Here is a 24,910-nt window from a genome sequence, read left to right on the forward strand (position 1 = left end):
GGGCAGTCCTCAAGGTCTAATCGACCTTTGGGACTGCCCCGTTTTTGTTACTTTACCGTAGCCGGCATTCGTTGAACGAGCGTGATGTCAGGCGTTACGTATAAAGTTTTTTGACCGTCGTATATGACGAAACCAGGCTTGGCACCGCTCGGCTTGCGGACGTTGCGAATGCGGGTATAGTCGACGGGAACGCTGCTGGACTCTCTCCCCTTGCTGTAATAAGCCGCCAGAACCGCCGCTTCGTGAAGAGTCGTTTCGCCGAATTCGGCGCTGCGGATCAGGACATGGGAGCCGGGGATGTCTTTGGTATGGAGCCAAGTATCCGATGACATGGCCAACCGGTTCGTCACATAGTCGTTCTGGGTATTGTTCTTGCCTACGTAGATGGGAACTCCTTCACTGGACGTATAGCAGAGAATGGCCGGGGTGTCCTTCTTTTTCTTCTTCGCCCCTCGTTTGGCGCCGCGTTCGCGGATATAGCCTTGCTCGATCAGCTCCTCGCGGATCTCGCCGATATCGTTCGGCGTAGCCGCCTCGAGGCCCTGCAAGACGGATGCCAAATATTTAAGCTCCGCGGTCGTCGATTCCAACTGCTCGGTAACGATCGCTCGGCTGTTCTTGAGCTTGTTATATTTACGGAAGTATCTTTGGGCGTTCTCGTTGGGCATTAGCAGAGGGTCGAGCGAGATCGTTCTCGTCGGTTGTTCTTCCTCGTAATAATCGATTACGTCGACCGTTTTGTCGCCTCTTTTGAAGGCATGCAGATGCGCGGTCAACAGTTCGCCGGATCTGCGCACGAGATCGGCTTCGTTCGCTTCTTGCAGCGTATCTTGCAATTTAATTAGCTTTTTCTCGTTTTTAGCCATTTCGTTAAGCAAGAAACGGTTTAAATCGGTCGTGCGTTGCCGAACCAAGTCCCTAGAAGCTTTTTCACGGTAAAAAGTATCCAAACATTCGTGCATCGAAACGAATGTCTGAATGTCGCCTTCAGCCTGAGTTAAGGAGATTGCCGAGAACAGTGCTTTGCCGTCCTCGGAAACGACGATATTCGGTTCGTATTCATGGTTCGCGGCTTGGCGCATGACTTCATCGAAGATTAGCCAAGGTTCCGTCTTCCGGGTCGCCGTCCGATAGGCGATCTCGCGGGCGATCAACGGGCTAATTCCCGTATACGCGTTCAGTAAAGCCGACGACAGGGAGTTCAGCGACTCGTCGTCATGGCCGATCGGAAGTGGGTTCACCGCAGCTTCGAAAACGGCTTTCGACTGCTCGAGCGGGTTCACTTTATCTTGCGAAGGCGGAGAAACGTATGCGCTGCCGGGCAGAACGACCCGGAAGCTGCTGATGGCGGGAGTGACATGGCGAATGCCGTCATGGATGATTCCGGATATCGGATCCATTAGGATTAAGTTGCTATGCCGCCCCATGATTTCGAGCACGATTCTCTTTAATGAAGAGTCGCCGAGCTCGTCGCGATGCCGCACTTCGATTTCCACGATCCGCTCCAGCCCGACTTGGCGAATGGACTCGATGACGCCGCCTTCGCAATACTTGCGCAGCAGCATGCAGAACATCGGCGGTTCCTGGGGGTTGGCCCAAACCTGCTCGGTCCAATGAATGCGCGGCATCGAAGGATGCGCGGACAGCAGCAGCTTTCCGTTGACGCCCTGTCCTCTAACGTGCATGATCAATTCGTTTTCCGTTGGCTGGTAAATTTTATGAATACGCGCTTTGACGCAAGCTTGCAGCTCGTGCACGAGCGCCCGTGTTACGATTCCGTCCAATGACATAGCGGTTTTCTCCTGTGACATCCGCTTCGGATGCTTGATTTTCTGTCTTCCTATGATGCCATACATTGCCGCAAAGGGAAAGCGGAGGCAACCGTTCCGGTTAACCCGGGGGATATTTCCGAGCTTGTCTGAATACACATAGGTCATAAACGCGGATAAGACGGAAGGGGATGACCATCGTGGAAGGAAAGGCATGGCATCAGCTTAACGAGGAACAATTACTCACGGTACTTGACTCCGATTTCAAAGCGGGGCTATCGGCGGAGGAAGCATCCAACCGCTTGCAATCTCTAGGTCCCAACGAGCTTGCGGAGAAGCGGGGAGAGTCTCCGCTCAAGCTGTTGCTGAACCAATTCAAGGATTTCATGGTGCTGGTCCTGTTGGGAGCTACGGTGATCTCAGGCTTGCTGGGGGAGATGCTTGATGCCCTGACGATCGTCGCGATTATTCTGATCAACGGAATACTGGGCTTCTATCAGGAATACAGGGCGGAACGCTCGCTTAGAGCCCTGAAGGAGTTATCCGCTCCATCGGCCAAAGTCATCCGCGGAGGAGAGTACCAGCAAATAGCCGCGCGCGAGCTCGTTGCCGGCGATATCGTGTTCTTGGAGAGCGGCGACCGGGTTCCGGCGGATTTGAGATTCATCGAATGCAACGAGTGTTCGGTCGACGAAGCGGCGTTAACTGGCGAGTCCGTTCCGGTCGTCAAGGAAGCGGTTAGCATAGCGGCGAACGATCTTCCGCTCGGGGATCGGAAAAACTGCGGTTATCTGGGCACGATGGTGACCCGGGGGACGGCAAAAGGCATCGTAACGGTGACGGGCATGAACACGGAAATGGGAAAAATCGCGGACCTGATCCAGCAGACGGAAGAAGCCGATACGCCGCTTCAGCACCGTCTGGAGCAATTAGGCAAAATATTGATCGTCGTCGCGATCATTTTGACCGTCGTGGTCGTGCTTGCGGGCATTCTTCACGGACAACCCATGTACGACATGTTCCTGGCCGGGGTCAGCTTGGCCGTTGCCGCGATTCCTGAAGGACTCCCTGCAATCGTGACGATCGCGCTTGCGCTCGGCGTCCAGCGCATGATCAAGCGAAGAGCCATCGTTCGCAAGCTTCCATCCGTCGAGACGCTCGGATGCGCCTCGGTTATCTGCTCGGACAAAACCGGCACGCTAACGCAAAATAAAATGACGGTGACCCAGCTATGGCTCGGAGGAAGAACGATAGAAGTAACGGGCGAGGGTTACGAGCCGGTCGGAACGTTGAGGGAAGCAGGCAAAGGAATCGACGTGAAAGGCGATGCCTCGCTGCGCAGGTTAACCCAGATCGCGGCCTTGTGCAACAATTCGGATCTGTCCCAGCAAGAGAGCGCCGAGGATCCGAAGAAACGCAAATCCGCCAAAGGCGAGCCGACGGCCGGAGAGCTATCGGAGTGGAAGATCAAAGGCGACCCCACCGAAGGCGCGCTTCTCGTTCTTGCAGCCAAGACGGGCCTGGCAAAATCCACGCTGCAAACCTTGTATACGCGGGTTAAGGAGTTCCCTTTCGATTCGGAACGGAAAAGAATGTCCGTTCTCGTCTCGCACCAAGGCGGCAAGCTGATTTGCACCAAGGGGGCGCCGGACTTGCTCGTAGGGCAGTGCTCCTATGTTCTATGGGGGGATCAGGTCGTTCCTTTCACGGGCACGTTAAAGCAAAAGGTCATTACGGCTAACGAAGCCATGGCCAAGGAATCCCTGCGCGTCCTCGGATTGGCGTTCCGCGAAGTAAAGACCCAGGACGAGTGCAACAGCAGCGAGCAAGCGGAGAACGGATTGATCTTCGTCGGGTTGACCGGCATGATGGATCCGCCGCGCAAAGAGGTTAAGGAAGCGATCTACAAATGCAAGCAGGCAGGCATCAAAACCGTCATGATCACGGGCGACCACGGAACGACCGCGGAAGCGATCGCGAAGACGTTGGGCATCATGGGCAGGGAAGGTCGAGTGGTGACGGGCGCGGAGCTGTCCGTTATGAACGACGACGAGCTGGAGAAAATCGCCGACGACGTGAACGTCTATGCCCGCGTGTCTCCCGAGCATAAGCTGAGAATCGTCCAAGCCTTGCAACGAAGAGGACATGTCGTGGCGATGACCGGCGACGGGGTGAACGACGCTCCCGCCGTTAAAGCCGCGGATATCGGAATCGCGATGGGCATTTCCGGAACGGACGTCACGAAGGAAGCGTCCGCGCTCGTGCTCGCCGACGATAATTTCTCCAGCATCGTTGCCGCCGTCGAAGAGGGCAGAGGCATTTACGAGAACATCCGTAAATTTATTCGATATCTGCTTGCTTCCAACGTCGGGGAGATCATGACGATGTTCATGGCGATGATGGCGGGATTGCCTCTGCCTCTCGTTCCGATTCAGATTCTATGGGTAAATCTCGTCACCGACGGTTTGCCGGCGATGGCGCTCGGCGTCGATCAAGCGGAGAGCGATCTCATGCAGCATAAGCCGCGTTCGGCAAAGGAAAACATTTTCGCCCGACGTCTCGGCTGGAAAATCATCAGCCGCGGAATACTGATCGGCGTCTGCACGTTGGGCGCGTTCGTCCTTGCTCTTAATGAAAGGGCAGGACATTCCGATCAGCTCATCCACGCGCAAACGGTAGCTTTCGCGACGTTGGTCATGGCTCAGCTCATTCACGTATTCGATTGCCGCAGCTCCCGCTCGATCTTCCACCGGAAGCTGCTCGAGAATAAATTTCTCGTATTGGCCGTGCTGTCGTCGCTGCTGTTGATGCTCGCCGTGCTCTACGTGGAGCCGTTGCAACCGGTGTTCAAGACCGTGCCGCTGGATCTGCGCGATTGGGTGCTTGTCCTCGTCGCAGCCGGTATTCCAACCTTCGCGATGGGAATCGGAAGCGTGTTAGGGACCTCGAAACAGAAGAAAGGCCGCAAGATCAATTATGGCGGGAGCTCTTCTCCGCCGAGCGCAGTTAGATAAACGCGAGTGAACTTTTGACCCACGACTGCCGTTTGCGGAGCTCGATTCCGCGAACGGCAGTTTTTTGCGTTCAACGGTAAGCCCGGTCGTTACTCGATGGCGAGAAACGCGACTTCGTGTATAATGGACGGTATCGAATAAGCATCTCTGGAGGAATCATGACATGTACATAGGCAAGAAATTAATGCTGCTCGGTTCAGGGGAGCTAGGAAAAGAAGTCATTATCGAAGCTCAGCGACTAGGACTGGAAACGATAGCGGTCGACCGTTACGACCACGCGCCTGCGATGCAAGTCGCCCACCGCAGCTATGTGATCGACATGCTGGATCGCCAAGCTCTTCGCGAAGTCGTGGAGCGGGAGAAACCGGATCTGATCGTTCCGGAGATCGAGGCGATCGCCACCGCCGAGCTCGTGAAGCTGGAGGAGGAGGGCCACCGCGTCATTCCTACGGCCAGGGCGGCGCAGCTCACGATGGACCGAGAAGGAATTCGACGCCTGGCGTCTGAAACGTTGGGTTTGCCAACCGCCGATTATCGGTTCGCGGATAACTACGAACAATTCGCTCAAGCGGCGAGGGAAATGGGCTTTCCGTGCGTCGTCAAGCCGCTGATGAGTTCGTCGGGCAAAGGACAGAGCGTATGCAGGTCCGAGGAGGACTTGGATCGTTGCTGGACGATCGCGATGGAAGGCGGGCGAGTTCAACAGACGAGAGTCATCGTGGAGGCGTTCATCACATTCGAATCGGAAATCACGCTGCTGACGGTTCGTTCCGCGAGCGGAACGTTATTTTGTCCGCCGATCGGACATATTCAGAAGGACGGGGATTACATCGAATCTTGGCAGCCCCATGAGATGACGGAGCATCAACTCGCCGAGGCGAAAAGGATCGCGGGAGTCATTACGGATGCGCTCGGCGGCACCGGGATTTTCGGAGTCGAGTTATTCCTTGCCCAAGATAAAGTATATTTCAGCGAGGTTTCCCCGCGTCCTCACGATACGGGTCTCGTTACGCTTGCGAGCCAGAACCTGTCCGAGTTCGCGCTACATGTTAGGGCGATACTCGGCTACCCGATTCCGGAAATTTACGTGACGGCTCCCGGGGCAAGCCGACCGCTTAAAGCAGAGAACGAGCTTGGAGACTACAGGATTGATGGTTTAGAGAAAGCATTGTCCGTTCCGCAGACGCAATTACGCGTGTTCGGCAAGCCGGTTACGAAAGTAGGTCGCCGAATGGCGGTCGCTCTGTCAACCGGAAGCTCCGTGGAGGAAGCCCGGGAGAGAGCTTCGCAAGCGTTAAAGCACCTTAGCATTCAAGGCGAATAATCGTCGCCGATAGTTGGAAAAGTGCAAAAAAACGGATGATTGTTGTATGCTCATTCGAGGAATTGACCGCTATGATTAAGGTAGTCGGGAGTAGAAGACGGGCATTCAATCGCGGGAGGGTTCAAGATCATGGAATTTACGAAAATGCACGGATTAGGAAACGACTTCATCGTCGTTGCCGGGGAACAAAAGCTACCGGATAACGTCGCGGATTTAGCCATACAGCTATGCAATCGTTTCTTCGGAATCGGGGCCGACGGACTAGTCTATATATTGCCGTCCGACAATGCCGATTTCAAGATGAGAATCATCAACTCCGACGGGTCGGAAGCGGAACAATGCGGAAACGCGATTCGTTGCGTCGCCAAATACGTATACGATAACGGTTTGACGAGCAAAACGGATCTGACCATCGAGACGTTGGGCGCAGGCGTACAGCCCGTGCAATTGACGACGGAGCAGGGAAAAGTCGCTCAAGTCACCGTAGACATGGGACGTCCTATCTTAAACGGACTGGACGTTCCGACGACGATCGACGCGAATCCGGTCATCGGACATTCGGTTACGGTCGACGGGCGCGAGTTTTCCTTCACGGCCGTATCTATGGGCAATCCGCATTGCGTCATCTACGTAGACGATGCGGCTAATTTCGACCTGGCGACATGGGGACCGAAGCTGGAGAAGCATCCTTTGTTTCCTCGCAAGATCAACGTCGAATTCGCCAAGGTCAATTCCCGCAACCAAGTGGACATGCGCGTGTGGGAACGCGGTGCGGGACCTACGCTGGCTTGCGGAACCGGCGCTTGCGCAACGTTGGTGTCTTCCGTTCTGAACGGGCTGACGGACCGCAAAGCTACGATATCGTTAGCAGGGGGAGACCTGCTGATCGACTGGAACGAAGACAACGACCGAATCTACATGACGGGACCCGCAGCTTTCGTGTTTACAGGGAAATTAGTTTAATAAAGTAAGTCAGTACTGCTTGTCGTACTAATCATTTGCCCGATTGCCGTGTATTTCCACGCGATCGGGCTTTACTTTACGCATTTGCCGTGCTATTCTTTATTTCGATACTTATAGAAATATAATCGAAACCGTCGAGGTGATGAAGATGGCGGAAGACAACGCGGAAGTCCAGCAAGCGGTTAAGGTATATAAAGCGCTGGGCGAGCCGACAAGATTGAAGATAGCCCTGTTACTTACCGAAGAGAAAAATTTGTGCTGCTCCGACATAGGAAGCAAGCTCGAATCCGTAGCCGGCTCGACGCTGTCGCACCATCTTAAGCAACTCACCGATTGCGGATTGCTGACCCTCCGCAAGGACGGCACGTATATTTACTATAGCGTCAACCGGGATATGGCTAAGAAGTTCGCGCCTTATTTGCTGGCGTAAATTTTTTTCTTTATATTTCGATATTTTTAGAAGTATAAAAATAAGTGGAGTGGAAGGGAGCATTATGTATGCCGAATTCATGGAAAATTTACATGCTGGCAATCGTCAGCTTTCTGGTCGGAACATCGGAAAATATAATCGCGGGGATATTAGACATGGTTGCCGGCGATATGGGGGTATCGGTAGCGGCCGCGGGACAGTTGATTACCGTTTTCTCGCTTGCCTACGCTTTTGGAACTCCGATTCTGATGGCTTTAACGGCGCGCGTGGAGCGGAGAAAGCTGATGCTTTCGGCGCTTTCCATATTCTTCGTGGGGAATGTCGTCGCCGTAACGTCTACCGGTTATCTTTCTTTAATGGGTTCAAGAATAATCTTGGCTTTAAGCACGGGATTGTTCGTGGTCGTCGCGTTAACCGTTGCGGCTAAATTGGCGCAACCAGGGAAACAAGGCAGCGCCATCGCCACGTTGGTGATGGGCTTCAGTACCTCGTTGATCGTTGGCGTTCCGTTGGGGAGAGTCATAGCGGCCGCGTATGATTGGAAGATCATTTTCGCGGGGATCGGGATACTTGGTCTGCTTGCGATGGTAGCTATTCTGCGCACGATTCCAAAGTCCGAGGGGGAAGCTCCCGTTCCGGTACGCACGCAATTGACTATGCTGCGCAATCCGAAAATCGCCATAGCTTTATCGATTACGTTTTTCTGGATATTCGGATATTCCATCGTTTATACGTATATATCCCCATACCTTCTAACGATAACGGGCATGAGCGAGAAGGCGGTCAGCATAGGCTTGTTCGCTTTCGGGGTAGCGAGTCTAATCGGTTCTAAGCTTGGGGGCGTCAGCACGGATAAATGGGGCGTACCGAAAACTCTAATCGGCGGGATGCTGCTTCATTCCGGAGTGCTGTTCCTGCTTGCGGCTTTCTCTCAATCCGCGTATCTTATGTTTCCTTTGCTTATGTTATGGGCACTCTTCGCCTGGTCGTCCGCGCCAACTCAGCAATACTACCTAATCACGTTGTCCCCGGAAGCATCGGGCATTATGCTGAGCTTGAACACTTCCGTGCTCCAGTTGGCAATGGCTGCGGGAGCGGGTGTCGGAGGCATCGTGGTAAGCGGCATCTCGCTGTCGGCGGTCGGTTGGCTTGGCGCGGCGGGCGTAGCCGTTGCGGTCGTTCTATCGGCATGGACGTTCGCGTACTCCAGAAACGAAACGAAGAATATCGAAGAAAAATTAAGTCTGGCTTCGGTTGAATCGAAAGCCACTTCAGCCTAACCTGAACGATATCCGGGAAAACCGATCGATTTCGATCGGTTTTTTCCATTTTCCCCTTGATGAATTTGTGCTACATTATAGATCAAGTTTATTACCTAATTATAATACTTTATCGATGGAATGGATGGGGAAGCTTCATGAAACCGGACTTGCGCACGGCGCTAGCTCTTAAGCCCCGGGTCGGCGACGGTGCGATGGCTACTTATTTATATCAACTCGGGCTGCCCGTCGGAGTTTCGTTCGAGGAGTTCAATTTGCTCAAGCCCGACGTCATCGCTGACGTTCACAGACGTTACGCGGCTGCCGGAGCGGAGATTATCGAGACGAATACGTATTCGGCCCAGCATAATAAATTATCCAGATACGGTTTGGAGAAGAAAACCGAGGAAATTAACGCAGCCGGCGTTGCGATCGCGCGCAGAGCCGTTGGTCTTGAGGCTTACGTAGTCGGCTCGATAGGAGCCGTACGGGGCGGGGCGGGCAAGAACGTCAGGACGGCTGTCGTAAAACGGGACTTCGAGGAGCAGGTCGGCGCATTGCTGGCTGCGGGCGTGGACGGCTTGTTATTGGAAACGTTCTTCGACTTGGAAGAGCTATCGTTGGCGCTATCGATTATTCGCAAGAAGAGCGATATTAGCGTCATCTGCCAATTCGCCGTCGAAGACGCCGAAAGAACCCATGACGGAACTCCGTTGCCCGAAGCCTTCCGTCGGTTGAAGGGCGAAGGAGCCGACGTCATCGGATTTAATTGCCGAAGCGGTCCTAACGGAATCCTGCGGGCGTTGGAAACGATTCCGAGAGATTTAGGCGTGCCGCTTAGCGTGTTCCCGAATGCGGGAATACCGGATTACGTCGATGGCCAAGTCATCTACTCGGCGACTCCGGAATATTTCGCTTCGTCCGCCATTAAATTCGCTAATGCGGGAGCGCGCTTGATCGGAGGCTGTTGCGGAACGACGCCGGAACATATTGCCGCGATCGCATCGGCACTGCAAAGCTACACTCCGCAAGCGCTGCCGGATGCATCGTTTGCCGCGCCGTCCGCGCCGGCGATCGAGATCGTCGGCTCCGCGGCGATTGCCGACTTGAACGATTCCCCGCCGCAGGCCGTCGAGCCTAGCATCGTCGATCTCGTAAGGGAACGTCATACGGTCATCGTCGAATTGGATCCTCCGCGGGATTTGGATATCGCCAAATTCATGGCCGGTGCGCAAGCGTTGAAGGATGCCAAAGCGGATGCGCTTACGATGGCGGACAACTCGCTCGCCGTTACCAGAATGAGCAATATGGCGCTGGCCGCCTTGTTGAACGAGCGGATAGGAATTAAACCGCTGGTGCATATCGCTTGCCGGGATCGTAATCTGATCGGTACCCAATCCCATATGATGGGCTTCGACGCGCTCGGAATCGATCACGTGCTCGCCGTTACGGGCGATCCGGCCAAATTCGGGGATCTGCCCGGGTCCAGCTCCGTTTACGATTTAACTTCATTCGAAATCATACGCATGATCAAACAGTTGAACGAAGGGATCGCCTTCTCCGGCAAACCGCTGAAGCAGAAAGCGAATTTCATCGTCGGAGCGGCCTTTAATCCCAACGTTAAGCATTTGGACAAGGCGGTTCAGAGGTTGGAACGCAAAATATCGGCCGGCGCCGACTACATCATGACGCAGCCCGTGTACGACCCCGAGCTGATCGAGCGGATCGCGGAGATGACGAAACACTTGAACGTCCCGATTTTCCTCGGCATATTCCCGCTCGCCAGCGGGCGGAACGCGGAATATCTCCACAACGAGGTGCCGGGCATTCAGCTTTCCGATTCCGTCCGCCAACGGATGAGCGGATTGGAAGGGCCTGCCGGTCGCGCGGAGGGCGTCAAGATCGCGGAAGAGCTACTGGACGTCGCGATGGCTCATTTTAACGGAATCTATTTAATGACTCCGTTCATGGCGTACGAGATGACCGTTTCGTTAACGGAATACGTAAGAGAACGAAGCGGGAGTTTAACTTCGAGTAAGTAACATGCTTGGTCCTCTTGTCCCCCATGGGGATTTGCAGTACAATAAAACAACAATATATCGAAAGACGAACACAATAGGCATTTTCAAGCCTGCAGTATGCGGCGATCGGCTTTCGGCAACAATGGAAGCGTAGTTCGGTTGCCGGCCCTGGTGCTGTTAGGCAGGAATGACCGGAGGGAAAGTGCTAATCATGGCGATCAAGCTGATTAATATCGGATTTGGCAATATCGTTTCAGCGAATCGGATTATTTCCATTGTCAGTCCGGAATCGGCTCCGATAAAACGGATTATTCAGGAGGCGCGCGACCGGCATATGTTGATCGACGCGACCTACGGACGACGCACCCGTGCCGTTATCATCACGGACAGCGATCACGTTATATTATCGGCGGTACAACCGGAAACGGTCGCTCACAGGTTGTCTACCAAAGACGACGAACACGATGAATGAATTGGGGAGCACCATGAGCAGAGGTATTTTATTCGTATTATCCGGTCCTTCCGGAGTCGGCAAAGGTACCGTATGCGCCGCACTGCGCCGCAAGCTTCCGGAACTGATCTATTCCGTTTCGGCGACGACCCGCGCTCCCCGCGAAGGCGAGCAGGACGGGGTTAATTATTTTTTCAAATCGCGCGATCAATTTCGGCATATGATAGAGACGGACGCTCTACTCGAGCATGCGGAGTACGTAGGCAACTATTACGGTACGCCGCGGGATTTCGTGGAGAAGACGTTATCGGAAGGCAAAGACATCATATTAGAGATCGAAGTTCAAGGTGCGTTGAAGGTTAGGGAGAAGTTCGCCGAGGGCGTGTTTATTTTCCTGATGCCGCCTTCCCTTAATGAATTAAAGCAAAGAATCGTCGGCAGGGGGACGGAATCCCAGGCGACGATCGACCATCGGCTTTCGGTAGCCGTGGAAGAGATGAATTTGCTCCACCATTACGACTACGCGGTAGTGAACGACGAGATAGAATTGGCTTGCAACCGAATCGACTCTATCATCACCGCGGAGCACTGCAAACGCGAAAGATTTCTAGGCGAGCTGTTCCAGCAGCTGGAAGTCGCGAATACGGCCGATAACATCTGAAAGAGGTGAAACTATGTTATATCCATCCATCGATGAATTGGTCAAGAAAGTAGACAGCAAATACACGCTCGTCGTGGCTGCTTCGAAGAGAGCCCGCGGATTGCGCGAAGGCGTCATGTGCAATCTTGCAGCGCCGAAGTCCCACAAATACGTCGGAGTCGCTTTGGAAGAGATTTATCACGAAGCGATCAAAGTCGAGCACCTGAAGACGAACACGTTGAATAGAGACTAAGATTACGTAACTGGATACGAACGGAAGGAAGGGACAACCCATGCGGTTGTTTTTTTTCTAGTTATCGTGATCGAAGCATGACTTTTTGAATTTCCTCCAGGAGGGTAACCATGAACAAACCGCTTTCGGGCAAAACCATATTATTAGGCGTGACGGGCGGGATTGCCGCGTATAAAGCGGCTACGTTGTGCAGCCGGTTAGTTGGCCTCGGAGCCACCGTTAAGGTAATCATGACGGAAGGCGCCACGAAGTTCATACCTCCGCTTACTTTGCAGGTTCTCACGCGCAATCCCGTCGCTACCGACGTTTTCGACGAACGCGAAGCCGCCGGGGTACAGCATATCGACTTGGCGGACGCCGCCGATCTTGCGGTCATCGCTCCTGCGACGGCGAATATATTGTCCAAGCTGGCAAACGGATTAGCGGACGATATGCTAAGCACGACGATGCTGGCGACGACGGCTCCCTTGCTCGTTGCTCCGGCCATGAACGTTCATATGTGGGAGCATCCCGCCGTTATCGAGAACGTGAACAAGCTCGCATCGCGGGGAGTCACGTTCGTAGAACCCGGTACGGGTCAATTGGCGTGCGGCTACGTCGGCAAAGGGCGGCTGGCAGAGCCGGACGAAATCGTCGATGCCGTCGTGAAGATGTTAATCGGGGAAAAGCCGCTGGCAGGCAAGAGAGTTCTCGTTACCGCTGGCGGTACGGTGGAGAGAATTGATCCCGTTCGCTATATCACGAACGATTCCTCGGGGAAAATGGGCTTCGCCATAGCGGAATCTGCTAGAGATCGCGGAGCGGAAGTGACTTTAATATGCGGCAGGACGGACGCGGCACCGCCGAACGGCGTTCGGGTCGTTAAAGTGGACTCCGCCATGGAAATGCACGACGCGGTGATGAAACGCCTTCCGAATACGGATGTCGTCGTGAAAGCCGCCGCCGTAGCCGATTATCGTCCTTTGCACAGGGCAGCGCATAAAATGAAAAAATCGAATGAATCGCTAACGCTGGAGCTCGTGCGCAATCCGGATATCTTGCAGGCCATCGGGGAGTGGAAGTCCGAAGCGGCCGGCAGGGACAAGCCGTACGTGATCGGTTTTGCCGCGGAGACGACCGACTTGGAGAAGAACGCGATAGACAAGCTGATTCGCAAAAAATGCGATCTGATCGTTGCTAACGATGTTACTGAGTCGGGAGCGGGCTTCGGGACTGAAACCAATATCGTCAACGTATACGGAGCGCTTGGGTTGATCGAGCGAATTCCGCAAATGACGAAAAGAGCCGTTGCCGAACGGCTGTGGGAGTTGGCGCAGTCCGGCATGAACGCGGCGAAATCCGCGGGCGACGGGAAGGAATCGGAAAGATGACGGTTGCAAGGGTGATTGTGGACGTGCCGAGCCGGGATACGGACCGCACGTTCGACTACTTAATTCCGGACCGATTGAAGGGCTGGGTCGAGGTAGGCAGCCGCGTGGCCGTTCCTTTCGGTCCGCGAAAGCTGCAAGGGATCGTAACCGGACTGGCGGAAGACGCGGAAGTGGAATACTCCAAAATGAAGCCGATCGAAGATCTGCTCGACGCGATTCCCCCGTTATCCGCGGAGCTCGTCGAGTTGGGGGAATGGATCAGCAAGAGATGGTTGTGTCCTTTGACCGTAGCGCTTCAAGCGATGCTTCCCGCCGCGCTTAAGGGACGTTCGGAGAAGTATGTGTTTCCGGCCGCCGGAGCGGATTGGTCCGAGGAAGAGACCGCCCAAAGTGGCGGTCTCTTGCTTGCGCTCAAGAAAGGGAAGCCGCTTAAGTTGACCGGGTTGCTACAGCAGTACCCGGAGCAAGGGCCGCTTCTTAAGCGATGGTTAAGGCAAGGCCGGCTGGAAGAGCGGCAAAGAATCGAAGACCAGTTATCCGTAAAGACGGTCCAGACGGTTTTCCCGGAAGAACCGGCCGCCTTACTGGAGGGGTTGGAAGGAATTCCGGCAAGAGCGAACAAACAACGGGAAGCATTGAGGTATTTAGCGGAAAATAACGAGCCGATCGCGGTTCTGAAATTGACGGAAGTCTTGTCGACGACTTCGTCCACGATTCGTTCCTTGGCCGACCGCGGGTTGATCGAAATTCGTGCGGTAACGGAGGATCGCGATCCTTACGCCAATCGGGAGTTCCCCGCGTCATTGCCAATGGTTCTAACTCCGAAGCAAACGATAGCTTTAGCGCCGATTCAGTCCGCGCTCGATGCCGGACGTTGCGAGACGTTCCTTCTTCACGGCGTCACCGGCAGCGGCAAAACGGAAGTGTACTTACAGGCTATTCAGAGATGCCTGGAATTCGGACGCGAAGCTATCGTGCTCGTTCCGGAAATCGCCTTGACCCCTCAAATGGTAGAGAGATTTAAAAGTCGTTTCGGTGCAAGGGTGGCCGTCTTGCACAGCCGTTTGTCCCAAGGGGAACGATATGACGAGTGGCGAAAAATCAGGGAGGGCAGGGCGCAGGTCGCCGTAGGCGCCCGGTCTGCTATTTTCGCTCCATTCTCTAGCATCGGGCTTATCGTAATCGATGAAGAACACGAGACTTCGTATAAACAGGAAGAAAGCCCGAAGTATCATGCAAGGGACGTCGCCGTCGAGCGCGCCCGTCTGCATGGGGCCGTCGTCGTGCTCGGTTCGGCGACGCCGGCTTTGGAGACGTATGAAGCGGCCAAGTACGATGGCTCCGAGACGGCTCTGGCGGGGATGAAATATATCGCGCTTCCGGAGAGGGTGGCTAACCGACCGCTGCCCGGCGTCGAAATAGTCGATATGCGGGAAGAACTCAAACTCGGCAACCGCGCCATGTTCAGCAGGCCGCTGGCCGACGCGATCCGGGATCGGCTAGCCAAAAAGGAACAGATAGTGCTGCTCCTTAACAGGAGAGGATACGCCACGTTCGTCATGTGCCGTTCATGCGGCTATACGGCGGCGTGTCCGCATTGCGAAATCTCGCTTACCTATCATCGCGGCTCGCAAAATCTTCGATGCCATTATTGCGGCTATTCCGAAATCGAGCCGAAAACTTGCCCAAGCTGCGAAAGCCCCCATATTCGCTTCTTCGGTACGGGAACGCAGAAGGTCGAGGAATCGTTGGCCGAGACGTTCCCGGGAATCCGGGTCATTCGGATGGATGTCGACACGACGACCGAGAAGGGTTCCCACGAGAAATGGCTGACCGAATTTCGCGAACGCCGGGCGGACGTGCTTCTAGGCACTCAGATGGTCGCCAAGGGTTTAGATTTTCCATACGTGACGTTGGTTGGCGTATTGGCGGCGGATGCGGCGCTCCGATTGCCGGATTTCCGGGCTTCCGAGCGAACGTTCCAGCTGTTGACGCAGGTGGCAGGAAGGGCGGGCAGACACGAGCTACCCGGCGAGGTAATCATTCAAACCTACGATCCCGAACATGAATCGATCACATCCGTTCAGGGTCATGATTACAATGGTTTCGTGGAGAGGGCGCTTATCCTGCGCAAGCAGTTAGGCTACCCGCCTTACGGACGGCTCATATCCGTCACGTTCTCCCACGAATCGGTGCCGATGCTGTTATCGATCGGCGAAAGATTCGCGATCGGCATGCGCGAGCTGGCGGCTTCGCTGGGCATTCGCAAAGACTTTGACGCGGGAGGGTTGGCGGCATTGGAAATACTGGGGCCGGTTTCTTCTCCGATAGCCCGGTTGAAGGATCGCTACCGTTTTCAATGTATGGTAAAATATCGAGGAGAAGTAGACGCAAGCTCGTTGACCTCCAAAGTGCTAGAAGAAATGGGAGACGCGGTCAAGCGGAGCGGCGTGCAAATCAGCGTCGACGTGGATCCGCAGATGATGCTCTGATCTCATACGATCATATTCAGCAAGAATCGAAAGCCTCGTGATCAAAAGATAACTTATTGAACTACCTTTTAAGAAGGATGGATGCCGTTTATGTCAATTCGATTGATCGTGAAGCACCCCGATGCTGTGCTTAGAGAAAGAGCGCAGGAAGTAACGAAGTTCAATTCCAATCTGCACAAGCTATTAGACGACATGGCAGACACGATGTACGATGCCGACGGAGTCGGGTTAGCAGCGCCGCAGGTCGGCATATTGAAACGCGTTATCGTCGTTGACGTAGGTGATGAACATGAGCTTATCGAGTTGGTCAATCCCGAGATCGTTCTCGCGGAAGGCGAGCAGTTGGGACCCGAGGGCTGCCTGAGCATTCCCGGGCTTCAAGGAGACGTTAAACGGTCTAACCGGATCGTCATTCGAGGCCAGGATCGCAACGGCAAGCCGATACAATACGAAAGCACGGAATTTTTGTCCAGGGCTTTCCAGCATGAGGTTGACCACCTGAACGGCGTATTGTTCATCGATACGGCGGAATCGGTGTATGAAGCCCGCAAACCCGAAGAGAATCGGCAGGATGGAGAATAGCATGAAAATATTGTTTATGGGAACGCCGCAGTTCGCGGTTTCCTCCTTAGAGATGCTGTTGGATCAAGGATACGACGTCGTTGCGGTCGTTACGCAGCCGGATCGGCCTAAAGGCCGCAAGCGGGAGCTGACTCCGCCTCCGGTGAAGTCATTCGCGCTCGAACGCGGACTCAAAGTGTTGCAGCCGGAGAAGCTTCGTTCTCCGGCCGGCGTCGCCGAAGTCGCGGAGCTTGCACCGGATTTGATCGTCACCGCGGCGTACGGACAGATCCTGCCCAAATCGGTGTTGGATTTGCCACGGCTGGGCTGCATTAACGTGCATGGATCGTTGTTGCCCCGTTATCGGGGAGGCGCGCCGATCCAACGGTCGATCATTAATGGCGAGACGGTTACGGGCGTCACCCTCATGTTTATGGCCGAAGGCTTGGACACCGGAGATATGATTGCGAAGGTCGAGGTTCCGATTACCGACGAAGATACCGCCGGAACGATGTTCGAGAAATTGAGCGAATCTGGCGCCGGACTCTTGAAGGAATGGCTTCCGCGCATCATCGAAGGCACGGCAGCCCGAATTCCGCAGCAGGACTCCGAATCGACCTACGCGCCGAATTTGACCCGCGAGGACGAGAAGCTCGATTGGTCCCAAGGATCGAGACAGCTGTTCGATCGGGTAAGGGGTCTCAATCCGATGGCGGGCGGGTTTACTTACCTAGACGGAGAAGTCTTCAAAGTTTGGGGATGCCGGATTCCGCAAGGGTCAGACACCGTTATGAGGCCGGAGTGGACGACTCTCGTTCCCGGATCGATACTCGAGACGGGAACCATCGGCATTCGAATCCGCACCGGAGACGGAAGCATCGTGTTAACTGAAGTTCAGCCGGCCGGCAAAAAAGCGTTAGCGGCGACGGAATTCGCCAAAGGCGCACGGCTTGCCCCCGGTAAGGTGCTCGGGTAACCCCGGGCTTTTTTCATTACCGGAAATGTAATTGCTGCCAAATATATAGAATCGATAATCAATGAAATATGCAACATAGGACTATTAACGAGAGACGGATAAGGATGCGAATGATGAATAAACCTAACCGATTGCCCGGCGGCAAGCCCCAGGGAGCCCGAGAAGTCGCCATGAACGTACTTCATAACGTGGAAACGAAAGGCGCGTACAGCGGGTTGGAGCTTAACCAGGCGCTGCAAGCAGCGGGACTTTCCCGTCCGGATGCCGCCCTCGCGACGGAACTCGTCTATGGGACGATTCAGCGGCTGAATACGATCGACCACGATCTGAAAACGCGAGTGAAAGGTTGGCCGGGCAAGATCGAGCCTTGGGTGCGAAGCCTCCTTCGCATGAGCTATTACCAACTGAGATGGCTCACGCGCGTTCCTGCTCACGCCGCAGTGGACGAAGCGGTGACAATCGCCAAGAAGCGCGGCCATAAGGGGATCGGCGGTCTTGTGAACGGAGTATTGCGCGGGTTGCTGCGGGATGGGATTAACGCTTCATTGTCGGAAAACCTGACGGCAGCGGAGCGTATCTCGCTTGAGCACAGTCATCCGCAATGGCTTGTCGAGCGTTGGATTGCCGAGTTCGGAGAAAGATTGACGGAGAACATCTGCTCGGCGAACAATGAGCATCCCCATGCATCAGCGCGAGTGAACCGAATGAAAGCGTCCCGGGACACCTTGGTGGCCGGAATGACGGATGCGGGATTCGAGACTTCTCCATCGCCTCTTGCCGGATACGGGATCATCGCGACGAAGGCGGGAAATCTGGTTCACTCGGATTGGTACAAGCAGGGCTTCCTGTCGGTTCAAGACGAGAGCTCCATGCTCGTTGCCGCGGTAGCCGACCCGAGGCCCGGCATGCGCGTGCTCGACTGCTGCGCGGCCCCCGGCGGGAAGACGATGCATATGGCCGAGCTCATGAACGACGAAGGTACGATCATCGCCAATGACGTGCATCCGCACAAAGAAGCATTAATCAAGCAGCAAGCCGAACGCTTGGAACTCAAGAACGTGCATACGATGGTTGGCGACGCCTTGGAGCTGTCGGAACGCATCGATCGAGAATCTTGCGATGTCGTGCTACTCGACGCTCCTTGTTCGGGTCTTGGCGTCATCCGCCGCAAGCCGGAGATTAAATGGAATAAAACAGCCGATGATATTACTAGCTTATCCGAGCTGCAAAATCGATTGCTGAACGAAGCGAGTTCCCTGGTCAAGCCATCTGGCGTTCTCGTCTATAGCACTTGCACGATAGCCAGGGAGGAGAACGAGGACACCGTTCGGCGTTTCATCGCGGAACATCCCGAGTTCTCGCTGGATGCGGAATGGCCTGAAGAGGTGCTTGCGCCGATCCGGGAAAGCGGAAACCTTCCGGACGATTTTCGCGGCATGCTCCAATTGCTTCCGCAGATGTTCGGCAGCGACGGGTTTTTCATCGCCCGGTTACGCAGGCAATCCCGGTAATTATATGTTAAAATGGACGAATGGTGGTGACGAAATTGGAAAATGAACAAGCAGTAAAGAAGCAAGAGGTTAAGGAGCCGATCAAACCTTTTATTTACGATCTATCTTTGGAGCAAATCCAAGACTGGACGAAAGAGCAGGGAGAACCCGCTTTTCGCGCCGGACAAATATTCGATTGGTTATACGTCAAACGCGTCGGTTCCTTCGAAGAGATGTCGAACCTTCCGAAGCCTTTGCGGGATAAGCTGATCGAGAGCTTTAATTTCGTGACGTTGACGGAAATCGCGAAATTCGAATCCAAAGACGGCACGATGAAGTTTCTGTTCGGTTTGCAAGACGACCATGCGATCGAGACGGTCATCATGAAGCACAATTACGGTAACAGCGTCTGCGTCACAACGCAGGTCGGCTGCCGTATCGGCTGTACTTTCTGCGCTTCCACTTTAGGCGGGTTGAAACGAAGCCTGACGGCCGGGGAAATCATCGCGCAGGTTGTGCAATCGCAACGGATACTGGATCCCAGTAACGAACGCGTATCGAGTATCGTCATTATGGGAATAGGCGAGCCGTTCGAGAACTACGACGCAACGATGAGCTTCCTGCGGACGATGATACATCCTAAAGGTCTGAATATCGGGGCTAGGCATATTACGGTCTCGACGAGCGGAATCGTTCCGAGCATGATCAAGTTCGCGGACGAGAACACCCAAATCAATCTGGCCATATCGATCCACGCGCCGAACGACGCGCTTCGCTCGAAGCTGATGCCCGTCAATAGACGGTACCCGTTCGTGGACGTCATGAACGCTTGCAAGTATTACATCGAGAAGACGGGCCGACGGATCACGTTCGAATACGCGTTGATCGGAGGCGTGAACGATCGTCCCGAGCATGCGGAAGAGCTGGGGGACGTTCTGCAGGGCATGTTATGCCACGTCAACTTAATCCCCGTCAATTATGTGCCGGAGCGGAATTACGTAAGAACTCCACGGGAAGACATCTTCGAATTTCAACGCGTTTTGCAGAAGAAAAACGTTAACGTAACGATTCGCAGGGAGCAGGGTCACGACATTGCCGCGGCATGCGGACAATTACGTGCGAAGCATATGGAGACGACGACGGGGTGATGGATGTGAAGACGGTATTACGGAGTCATGTCGGCAAAGTAAGGCAAGTCAATGAAGATCAAGCATGGAGCGGACTTTTGTCCGGCGGTCAGACGGCCGCGATCGTTGCGGACGGAATGGGCGGACATCGCGCGGGCGATGTTGCCAGCTCTCTCGCCGTGGACAGCTTAGTGCAATCGTTGCAAGCTTGGGGGCAACCATCTTCGCAAGAAGACGGGGTCTCCGCACTGCGGGATATGATTCGCAAGGCCAATTCCGCCGTCTATGAAACGGCGTCCCTGAACGAACAATACCACAATATGGGGACGACGGTCGTGGTGGCGATATTGGCCGGAAGTACCGGATTGATCGGCCACATCGGCGATAGCAGGGCATATCGGCTGCGAGGCGGTCGATTAGAGCTGTTGACGGAGGATCATACGCTGGTCAACGAGCTTACGAAGTCGGGTCAGCTAAGTCCTGACGAGGCCGCGCGGCATCCGAGACGCAACGTGTTAACGAGAGCGCTGGGAACCGACCGCGAGGTCGACGTAGACGTCCAGGTCATCGAGTGGCTCGCCGGCGACCTGTTGTTGTTATGCAGCGACGGACTTAGCGGATTAGTCGAGCCGTCGGACTTGCAAGCGACGTTAGACGACACGAACGCGCTAATGGAGCAACAAGCGCAGAAGCTTATCGATCTGGCGCTCGAAGCGGGCGGAGACGATAACATTACCGTCGTTCTGATTTCGGACGATGGACAGGCAATTGCCGCAGGAGGGGAATCGGCATGATCGGACTTACGCTAAGCGGGCGTTACGAACTGCTGGCTCGTGTTGGCGGGGGCGGAATGGCGCTTGTCTACAAAGCGCGAGACTTATTGTTGAATCGGTTCGTGGCGGTTAAAGTATTGCGACAGCAGTTCACCCACGACGAGGACTTCGTGAAGCGATTCCGTCGCGAGGCGCAAGCCGCCGCATCGTTGTCCCATCCGAATATCGTGAGCATCTACGATGTAGGGCAGGTTGAGGACACCCATTATATCGTTATGGAATTCATCGACGGCGCGAATTTGAACGAAATCATACGCGAACGGGCGCCGTTTCAAGCGGACGAAGCCGTTAAAATCACGTCGCAAATTTGCGACGCGTTGGAACACGCCCATCATAACCAGATCATTCATCGCGACATTAAACCGCATAATATTCTAATGGGCAATAACGGCCGGGTCAAAGTAACGGATTTCGGAATAGCCCGCGCCGTTACGTCTTCAACGATAACCCAGACGGGCTCCGTGATCGGGTCCGTGCATTACTTTTCTCCTGAGCACGCCAAGGGCGTAGCCACCGGCGAGAAGTCGGATTTGTATTCGCTTGGAATCGTGCTGTACCAGATGCTCACGGGCAGGCTTCCATTCTTGGGGGAAAGCCCGATCAGCGTCGCGCTCAAGCATTTGCAGGATCCGTTCGAGCAGCCACGCAAGGTGAACCCTTATATTCCGCAAAGCGTGGAGAACATCATTCTCAGGGCAATGCGCAAAAATCCCCAAGAGCGGTACCAATCCGCGCGGGAGATGCTCACGGATCTTGAAACGTGTCTGCAGCCCCAAAGGTTAAACGAGCCGGCGGTGCAGTATTCTAGCGACGAGGACGACGAGCACGACAAGACGAAGGTGATACCTGCCATTCGTCCCGATATGCGGAATACGATAGAAGCCCCCGCGGTTAAAGTGACGACGAACGAAGAACGTTGGAATTCGGACGGACTCGGAGAGCGCAAACGCAAGTGGGTGTTGCCTACGATTCTTGGCGTCCTGGCTATCATTCTGATCGGAGTGCTGCTGTGGGCCGTTGCGGCGTTAAGAGACCAGATGGAGACGAAAGACGTTATGGTCCCTACTGTGATCGGACAAGATGAGGATGATGCGATCAAAACCTTGACGGATGCTGGCTTCACAATAATGGAACCGACCCTTAAAGACGTAAGTACCGATGAACAAAAAGGCAAAGTCATCAAGCAATCGAAGCTCGAAGTGGAAATCAAGGAAGGTTCGCCGGTACAGTTGACCATCGGTACCGGGAAAGAAATGTCGACGATGCCCGATTTGAAAGGAAAATCTCTGGAAGAAGCAAAAGGCCTGTTGACGGATCTCGGCGTGGATCCCGCGAATATCGGCACGAATCCGATCTTCGACGAGAGCGAACCGGACACGGTGCTGGACCAGGTTCCGAAGAGCGAGGACCTGTTCGATCCGGAGAAGGCGGTCGTCAACCTGACTATAAGCAAAGGCGAAGAATCGATTCCGATGCCTAACTTGATCGGCAAGACGGAAGCCGAAGCGAAAGCGACCATCGAGCAAAAAGATCTGAAGCTTCCGGCGGATAAAATTTTCAGAGAAAAGAGCTATTTGAAAAAGGGAACCGTGTTTAAACAATTCCCCGCGGAAGAGAATGAAATGGTGCAGCCTAAATCGGAGGTTTCGATCTGGGTCAGTGACGGTTATCCAGCGGAATCCCGCGCGCAGAAGCTGAACATTACCGTTTCGCCTGCCGTCGAAGGTCAGTCAAGCAAGATCAGGATCGAATATACCGACGCCACGGGAGAGAATATCCAGTGGGGCACGAAGACGATTAACCAAACAACCAATTTCGAGGTCACGCTTATCCTATCGCCGACTAAAGACGGCATCATCAGGATATACCGCGACGGGCAGTTCCTGCAGGAAGAGCCGGTACCGTACTTGGTTATTCCGGCATCAAACACGGAAGAGCCTGTTCCGCCCGGATCCGGAGACGTGACTGAAGGCGGGGAAACGCCCGTCGACGGCGACGGAACGGATCCCGTCGAAGGCGAAATCTTGAATCCATAACGACCTTCAATCTCGGAAAGACATCTAGAGCCGATTCGGGCTAGGAGAAGGAGCGATTATCCAATGCCCGAGGGCTTGATCGTGAAAGCATTAAGCGGATACTACTACGTGCAGAAGCCCGAAGGCGGAACCCCCGTGCAGTGCAGGGGCAGAGGCATATTCAAGAAACGGGGAGAATCGCCTCTGGTCGGAGATCGCGTCGTCTACAGCGAGACGGAGAACGGGGAAGGCTCGGTCGAGGAAATACTGCCGCGCAAGTCCGAGCTCATCCGTCCGCAAATCGCGAACGCCGACTTGGCCGTGCTCGTATTCTCCGTCGTGCGTCCCGAGCTCAATTTGATATTGTTGGACAAATTCCTGGTCCATACCGAGTTTGCCCGGATGGACGCATTGCTCGTATTGACGAAAATGGATCGAATTCCGGAAGGAGAAGAAGGGGAGAAAATTCGCCGAACGGTGGAAATCGCCCGTTCCCTCTATTCTTCGATCGGTTATCAAGTCATTCTTACAAGCGCGCATGAAGGACAAGGCTTGGAAGAATTGCGGACCGCGCTTGCAGGTCATATTAACATGCTGGCCGGCCAGTCCGGAGTCGGCAAATCCTCGCTCGTAAATTCTCTCGTCCCGGGCTTGAAGCTGGAGACGAACGAAATCAGCGTTAAGCTTGGTCGCGGGAAGCATACTACTAGGCACGTAGAGCTTATTCCGATGGCTGGAGGAGGATTTATGGCCGATACGCCGGGGTTCAGCCAGCTTGATTTCGGAGAGCTCGGCATCGACGAGATCGGTTCCTGTTTTCGCGAATTCAGGGAATTGTCCGGACAGTGCAAATTCCGCGGCTGCACGCACACGCATGAACCGCATTGCGCCGTTCAGAACGCGAAGGAGCGAGGCGAAATCGCGGAATCCCGTTATCAGAATTACGTCAGCTTCTTGGCGGAATGGAAAGAAATTAAGCGGAGGTATTAACATGACAATAATTGCACCCTCCATTCTAGCGTCGGATTTCTCTTCCTTGGGAGACGAGATCCGCAGCATAGATGCCGCTGGAGCGGATTGGGTACATATCGATATCATGGACGGCCATTTCGTTCCTAATCTGACGTTCGGACCGCCGATCGTCTCCATGATTCGTCCCGTTACCAAGCTGTTCTTCGACGCTCACCTCATGGTCGAAAATCCGCAACTGTTGTTTCCGGCATTGGCTGCCGCGGGAGCGGATAGGGTCACCGTTCATCCCGAAGCTTGCGTGCATTTGCATCGTACGCTGACCGAAATCAAGAGTTTTGGAATGAAGGCCGGAGTTGCTCTTAATCCGCACACGCCGCTGTCCGTAATCGAATATGTTCTGGACGAGATCGACCTGGTATTGATCATGACGATCAATCCGGGCTTCGGAGGGCAGTCGTTCCTGCCAGCCATGTTACCGAAACTCAGGCAGCTTCGCGAAATGTTGGAGCGGCATGGACGTAGCGACATCTACATTCAAGTTGACGGTGGCATAAACAAGGAAACCGCCGCATTGGTTAAAGAAGCGGGAGCCAATTCGTTGGTAGCCGGCACCTATATTTTCGGGCACGAAGATCGGGCGGCGGCCATTTCCTCTTTACGATAAGAAGACTTATACAATAATCGCCCATTTCCTTCCTTCGTCTGGCATAGGACAAATTGAGGGCCGCATACATTGGAATCAATAGCGCGCTTCGAACTTAGGAGCCGGCAAGGGTTCAGCCTGCGGAGGAGGGATGGGACGATGAAGTTTTACACCATCAAGCTGCCGAAATTTTTGGGTGGCTTCGTCAAAGCGATTCTCAATACATTTCACAAAAATTGACGTGTTCCATTCAAACAACAACAAAAAGAACCGTCAGGATGACCTGACGGTTTTTCTTCATTCAAGT

21 protein-coding genes are annotated in these 24,910 nt (G+C 54.3%); 20 read left to right on the top strand and 1 reads right to left on the bottom strand.

Annotated features, from left to right (window positions below):
* Positions 1-47: 47 nt before the first annotated feature.
* Positions 48-1,790: an Rqc2 family fibronectin-binding protein gene (locus DFP95_RS01960; protein WP_115990866.1), complete on the bottom strand. Its 1,743-nt coding sequence runs from the start codon at positions 1,788-1,790 to the stop codon at positions 48-50.
* A gap of 179 nt (positions 1,791-1,969) precedes the next feature.
* Here DFP95_RS01960 and DFP95_RS01965 point away from each other — a divergent pair, with 179 nt between their 5' ends.
* The 20 genes from DFP95_RS01965 (at position 1,970) to spoVM (ending at position 24,843) form a co-directional block, all read left to right on the top strand.
* Positions 1,970-4,783, top strand: a complete 2,814-nt coding sequence (locus DFP95_RS01965) for a calcium-translocating P-type ATPase, SERCA-type (protein WP_181907216.1) — start codon at positions 1,970-1,972, stop codon at positions 4,781-4,783.
* A 163-nt stretch (positions 4,784-4,946) separates the two neighbouring features.
* On the top strand, positions 4,947-6,107 hold the full coding sequence (purT, locus tag DFP95_RS01970; protein WP_115990868.1) for a phosphoribosylglycinamide formyltransferase 2: 1,161 nt from the start codon (positions 4,947-4,949) through the stop codon (positions 6,105-6,107).
* 129 nt (positions 6,108-6,236) lie between these two features.
* Positions 6,237-7,070: a diaminopimelate epimerase gene (gene dapF / locus DFP95_RS01975; protein ID WP_115990869.1), complete on the top strand. Its 834-nt coding sequence runs from the start codon at positions 6,237-6,239 to the stop codon at positions 7,068-7,070.
* Positions 7,071-7,218: 148 nt separating this feature from the next.
* Positions 7,219-7,500: an ArsR/SmtB family transcription factor gene (locus tag DFP95_RS01980; protein ID WP_115990870.1), complete on the top strand. Its 282-nt coding sequence runs from the start codon at positions 7,219-7,221 to the stop codon at positions 7,498-7,500.
* A 68-nt stretch (positions 7,501-7,568) separates the two neighbouring features.
* Positions 7,569-8,780 (top strand): MFS transporter, encoded by a 1,212-nt coding sequence (locus DFP95_RS01985; protein WP_115990871.1) that lies wholly within the window; start codon positions 7,569-7,571, stop codon positions 8,778-8,780.
* 137 nt (positions 8,781-8,917) lie between these two features.
* On the top strand, positions 8,918-10,801 hold the full coding sequence (locus DFP95_RS01990) for a bifunctional homocysteine S-methyltransferase/methylenetetrahydrofolate reductase (protein ID WP_115990872.1): 1,884 nt from the start codon (positions 8,918-8,920) through the stop codon (positions 10,799-10,801).
* A gap of 190 nt (positions 10,802-10,991) precedes the next feature.
* Positions 10,992-11,252: an extracellular matrix/biofilm regulator RemA gene (gene remA / locus DFP95_RS01995; RefSeq protein WP_027084220.1), complete on the top strand. Its 261-nt coding sequence runs from the start codon at positions 10,992-10,994 to the stop codon at positions 11,250-11,252.
* A 13-nt stretch (positions 11,253-11,265) separates the two neighbouring features.
* Positions 11,266-11,892, top strand: a complete 627-nt coding sequence (gene gmk, locus DFP95_RS02000) for a guanylate kinase (protein WP_115991338.1) — start codon at positions 11,266-11,268, stop codon at positions 11,890-11,892.
* Positions 11,893-11,905: 13 nt separating this feature from the next.
* The gene (rpoZ, locus tag DFP95_RS02005; protein ID WP_115990873.1) at positions 11,906-12,124 is read left to right on the top strand and encodes a DNA-directed RNA polymerase subunit omega; all 219 of its coding nucleotides are present in this window, start codon (positions 11,906-11,908) and stop codon (positions 12,122-12,124) included.
* A 110-nt stretch (positions 12,125-12,234) separates the two neighbouring features.
* Positions 12,235-13,494, top strand: coding sequence for a bifunctional phosphopantothenoylcysteine decarboxylase/phosphopantothenate--cysteine ligase CoaBC (coaBC, locus tag DFP95_RS02010; RefSeq protein WP_115990874.1), 1,260 nt, complete (start codon positions 12,235-12,237; stop codon positions 13,492-13,494).
* Positions 13,491-15,986, top strand: coding sequence for a primosomal protein N' (priA, locus tag DFP95_RS02015; RefSeq protein ID WP_115990875.1), 2,496 nt, complete (start codon positions 13,491-13,493; stop codon positions 15,984-15,986). The genes coaBC and priA overlap by 4 nt, the downstream gene beginning before the upstream one ends.
* A gap of 90 nt (positions 15,987-16,076) precedes the next feature.
* Positions 16,077-16,568 (top strand): peptide deformylase, encoded by a 492-nt coding sequence (def, locus tag DFP95_RS02020; protein WP_115990876.1) that lies wholly within the window; start codon positions 16,077-16,079, stop codon positions 16,566-16,568.
* Between the two features lies 1 nt (position 16,569).
* Positions 16,570-17,523: a methionyl-tRNA formyltransferase gene (fmt, locus tag DFP95_RS02025; RefSeq protein ID WP_115991339.1), complete on the top strand. Its 954-nt coding sequence runs from the start codon at positions 16,570-16,572 to the stop codon at positions 17,521-17,523.
* A 110-nt stretch (positions 17,524-17,633) separates the two neighbouring features.
* Positions 17,634-19,034: a 16S rRNA (cytosine(967)-C(5))-methyltransferase RsmB gene (gene rsmB / locus DFP95_RS02030; RefSeq protein WP_245987294.1), complete on the top strand. Its 1,401-nt coding sequence runs from the start codon at positions 17,634-17,636 to the stop codon at positions 19,032-19,034.
* Positions 19,035-19,114: 80 nt separating this feature from the next.
* Positions 19,115-20,161 (top strand): dual-specificity RNA methyltransferase RlmN, encoded by a 1,047-nt coding sequence (gene rlmN, locus DFP95_RS02035; protein ID WP_220376316.1) that lies wholly within the window; start codon positions 19,115-19,117, stop codon positions 20,159-20,161.
* Complete coding sequence (locus DFP95_RS02040; RefSeq protein ID WP_115990879.1) at positions 20,161-20,934, top strand: Stp1/IreP family PP2C-type Ser/Thr phosphatase; 774 nt, start codon at positions 20,161-20,163, stop codon at positions 20,932-20,934. The genes rlmN and DFP95_RS02040 overlap by 1 nt, the downstream gene beginning before the upstream one ends.
* Positions 20,931-23,009, top strand: a complete 2,079-nt coding sequence (pknB, locus tag DFP95_RS02045; protein WP_115990880.1) for a Stk1 family PASTA domain-containing Ser/Thr kinase — start codon at positions 20,931-20,933, stop codon at positions 23,007-23,009. Before DFP95_RS02040 ends, pknB begins: the two co-directional genes overlap by 4 nt.
* Before the next feature lie 63 nt (positions 23,010-23,072).
* A complete protein-coding gene (gene rsgA / locus DFP95_RS02050; RefSeq protein WP_115990881.1) occupies positions 23,073-23,978 on the top strand; it encodes a ribosome small subunit-dependent GTPase A in 906 nt (301 codons plus the stop codon).
* A 1-nt stretch (position 23,979) separates the two neighbouring features.
* Positions 23,980-24,624, top strand: coding sequence for a ribulose-phosphate 3-epimerase (rpe, locus tag DFP95_RS02055; protein ID WP_115990882.1), 645 nt, complete (start codon positions 23,980-23,982; stop codon positions 24,622-24,624).
* 138 nt (positions 24,625-24,762) lie between these two features.
* Positions 24,763-24,843 carry a stage V sporulation protein SpoVM gene (spoVM, locus tag DFP95_RS02060; RefSeq protein WP_041064529.1) on the top strand — a complete coding sequence of 27 codons (81 nt, stop codon included), beginning with the start codon at positions 24,763-24,765 and terminating at the stop codon, positions 24,841-24,843.
* Positions 24,844-24,910 lie beyond the last annotated feature (67 nt).

Source organism: Cohnella lupini (genome assembly GCF_003386205.1).
In the GTDB taxonomy this organism is placed as follows: Bacteria; Bacillota; Bacilli; order Paenibacillales; family Paenibacillaceae; genus Cohnella; species Cohnella lupini.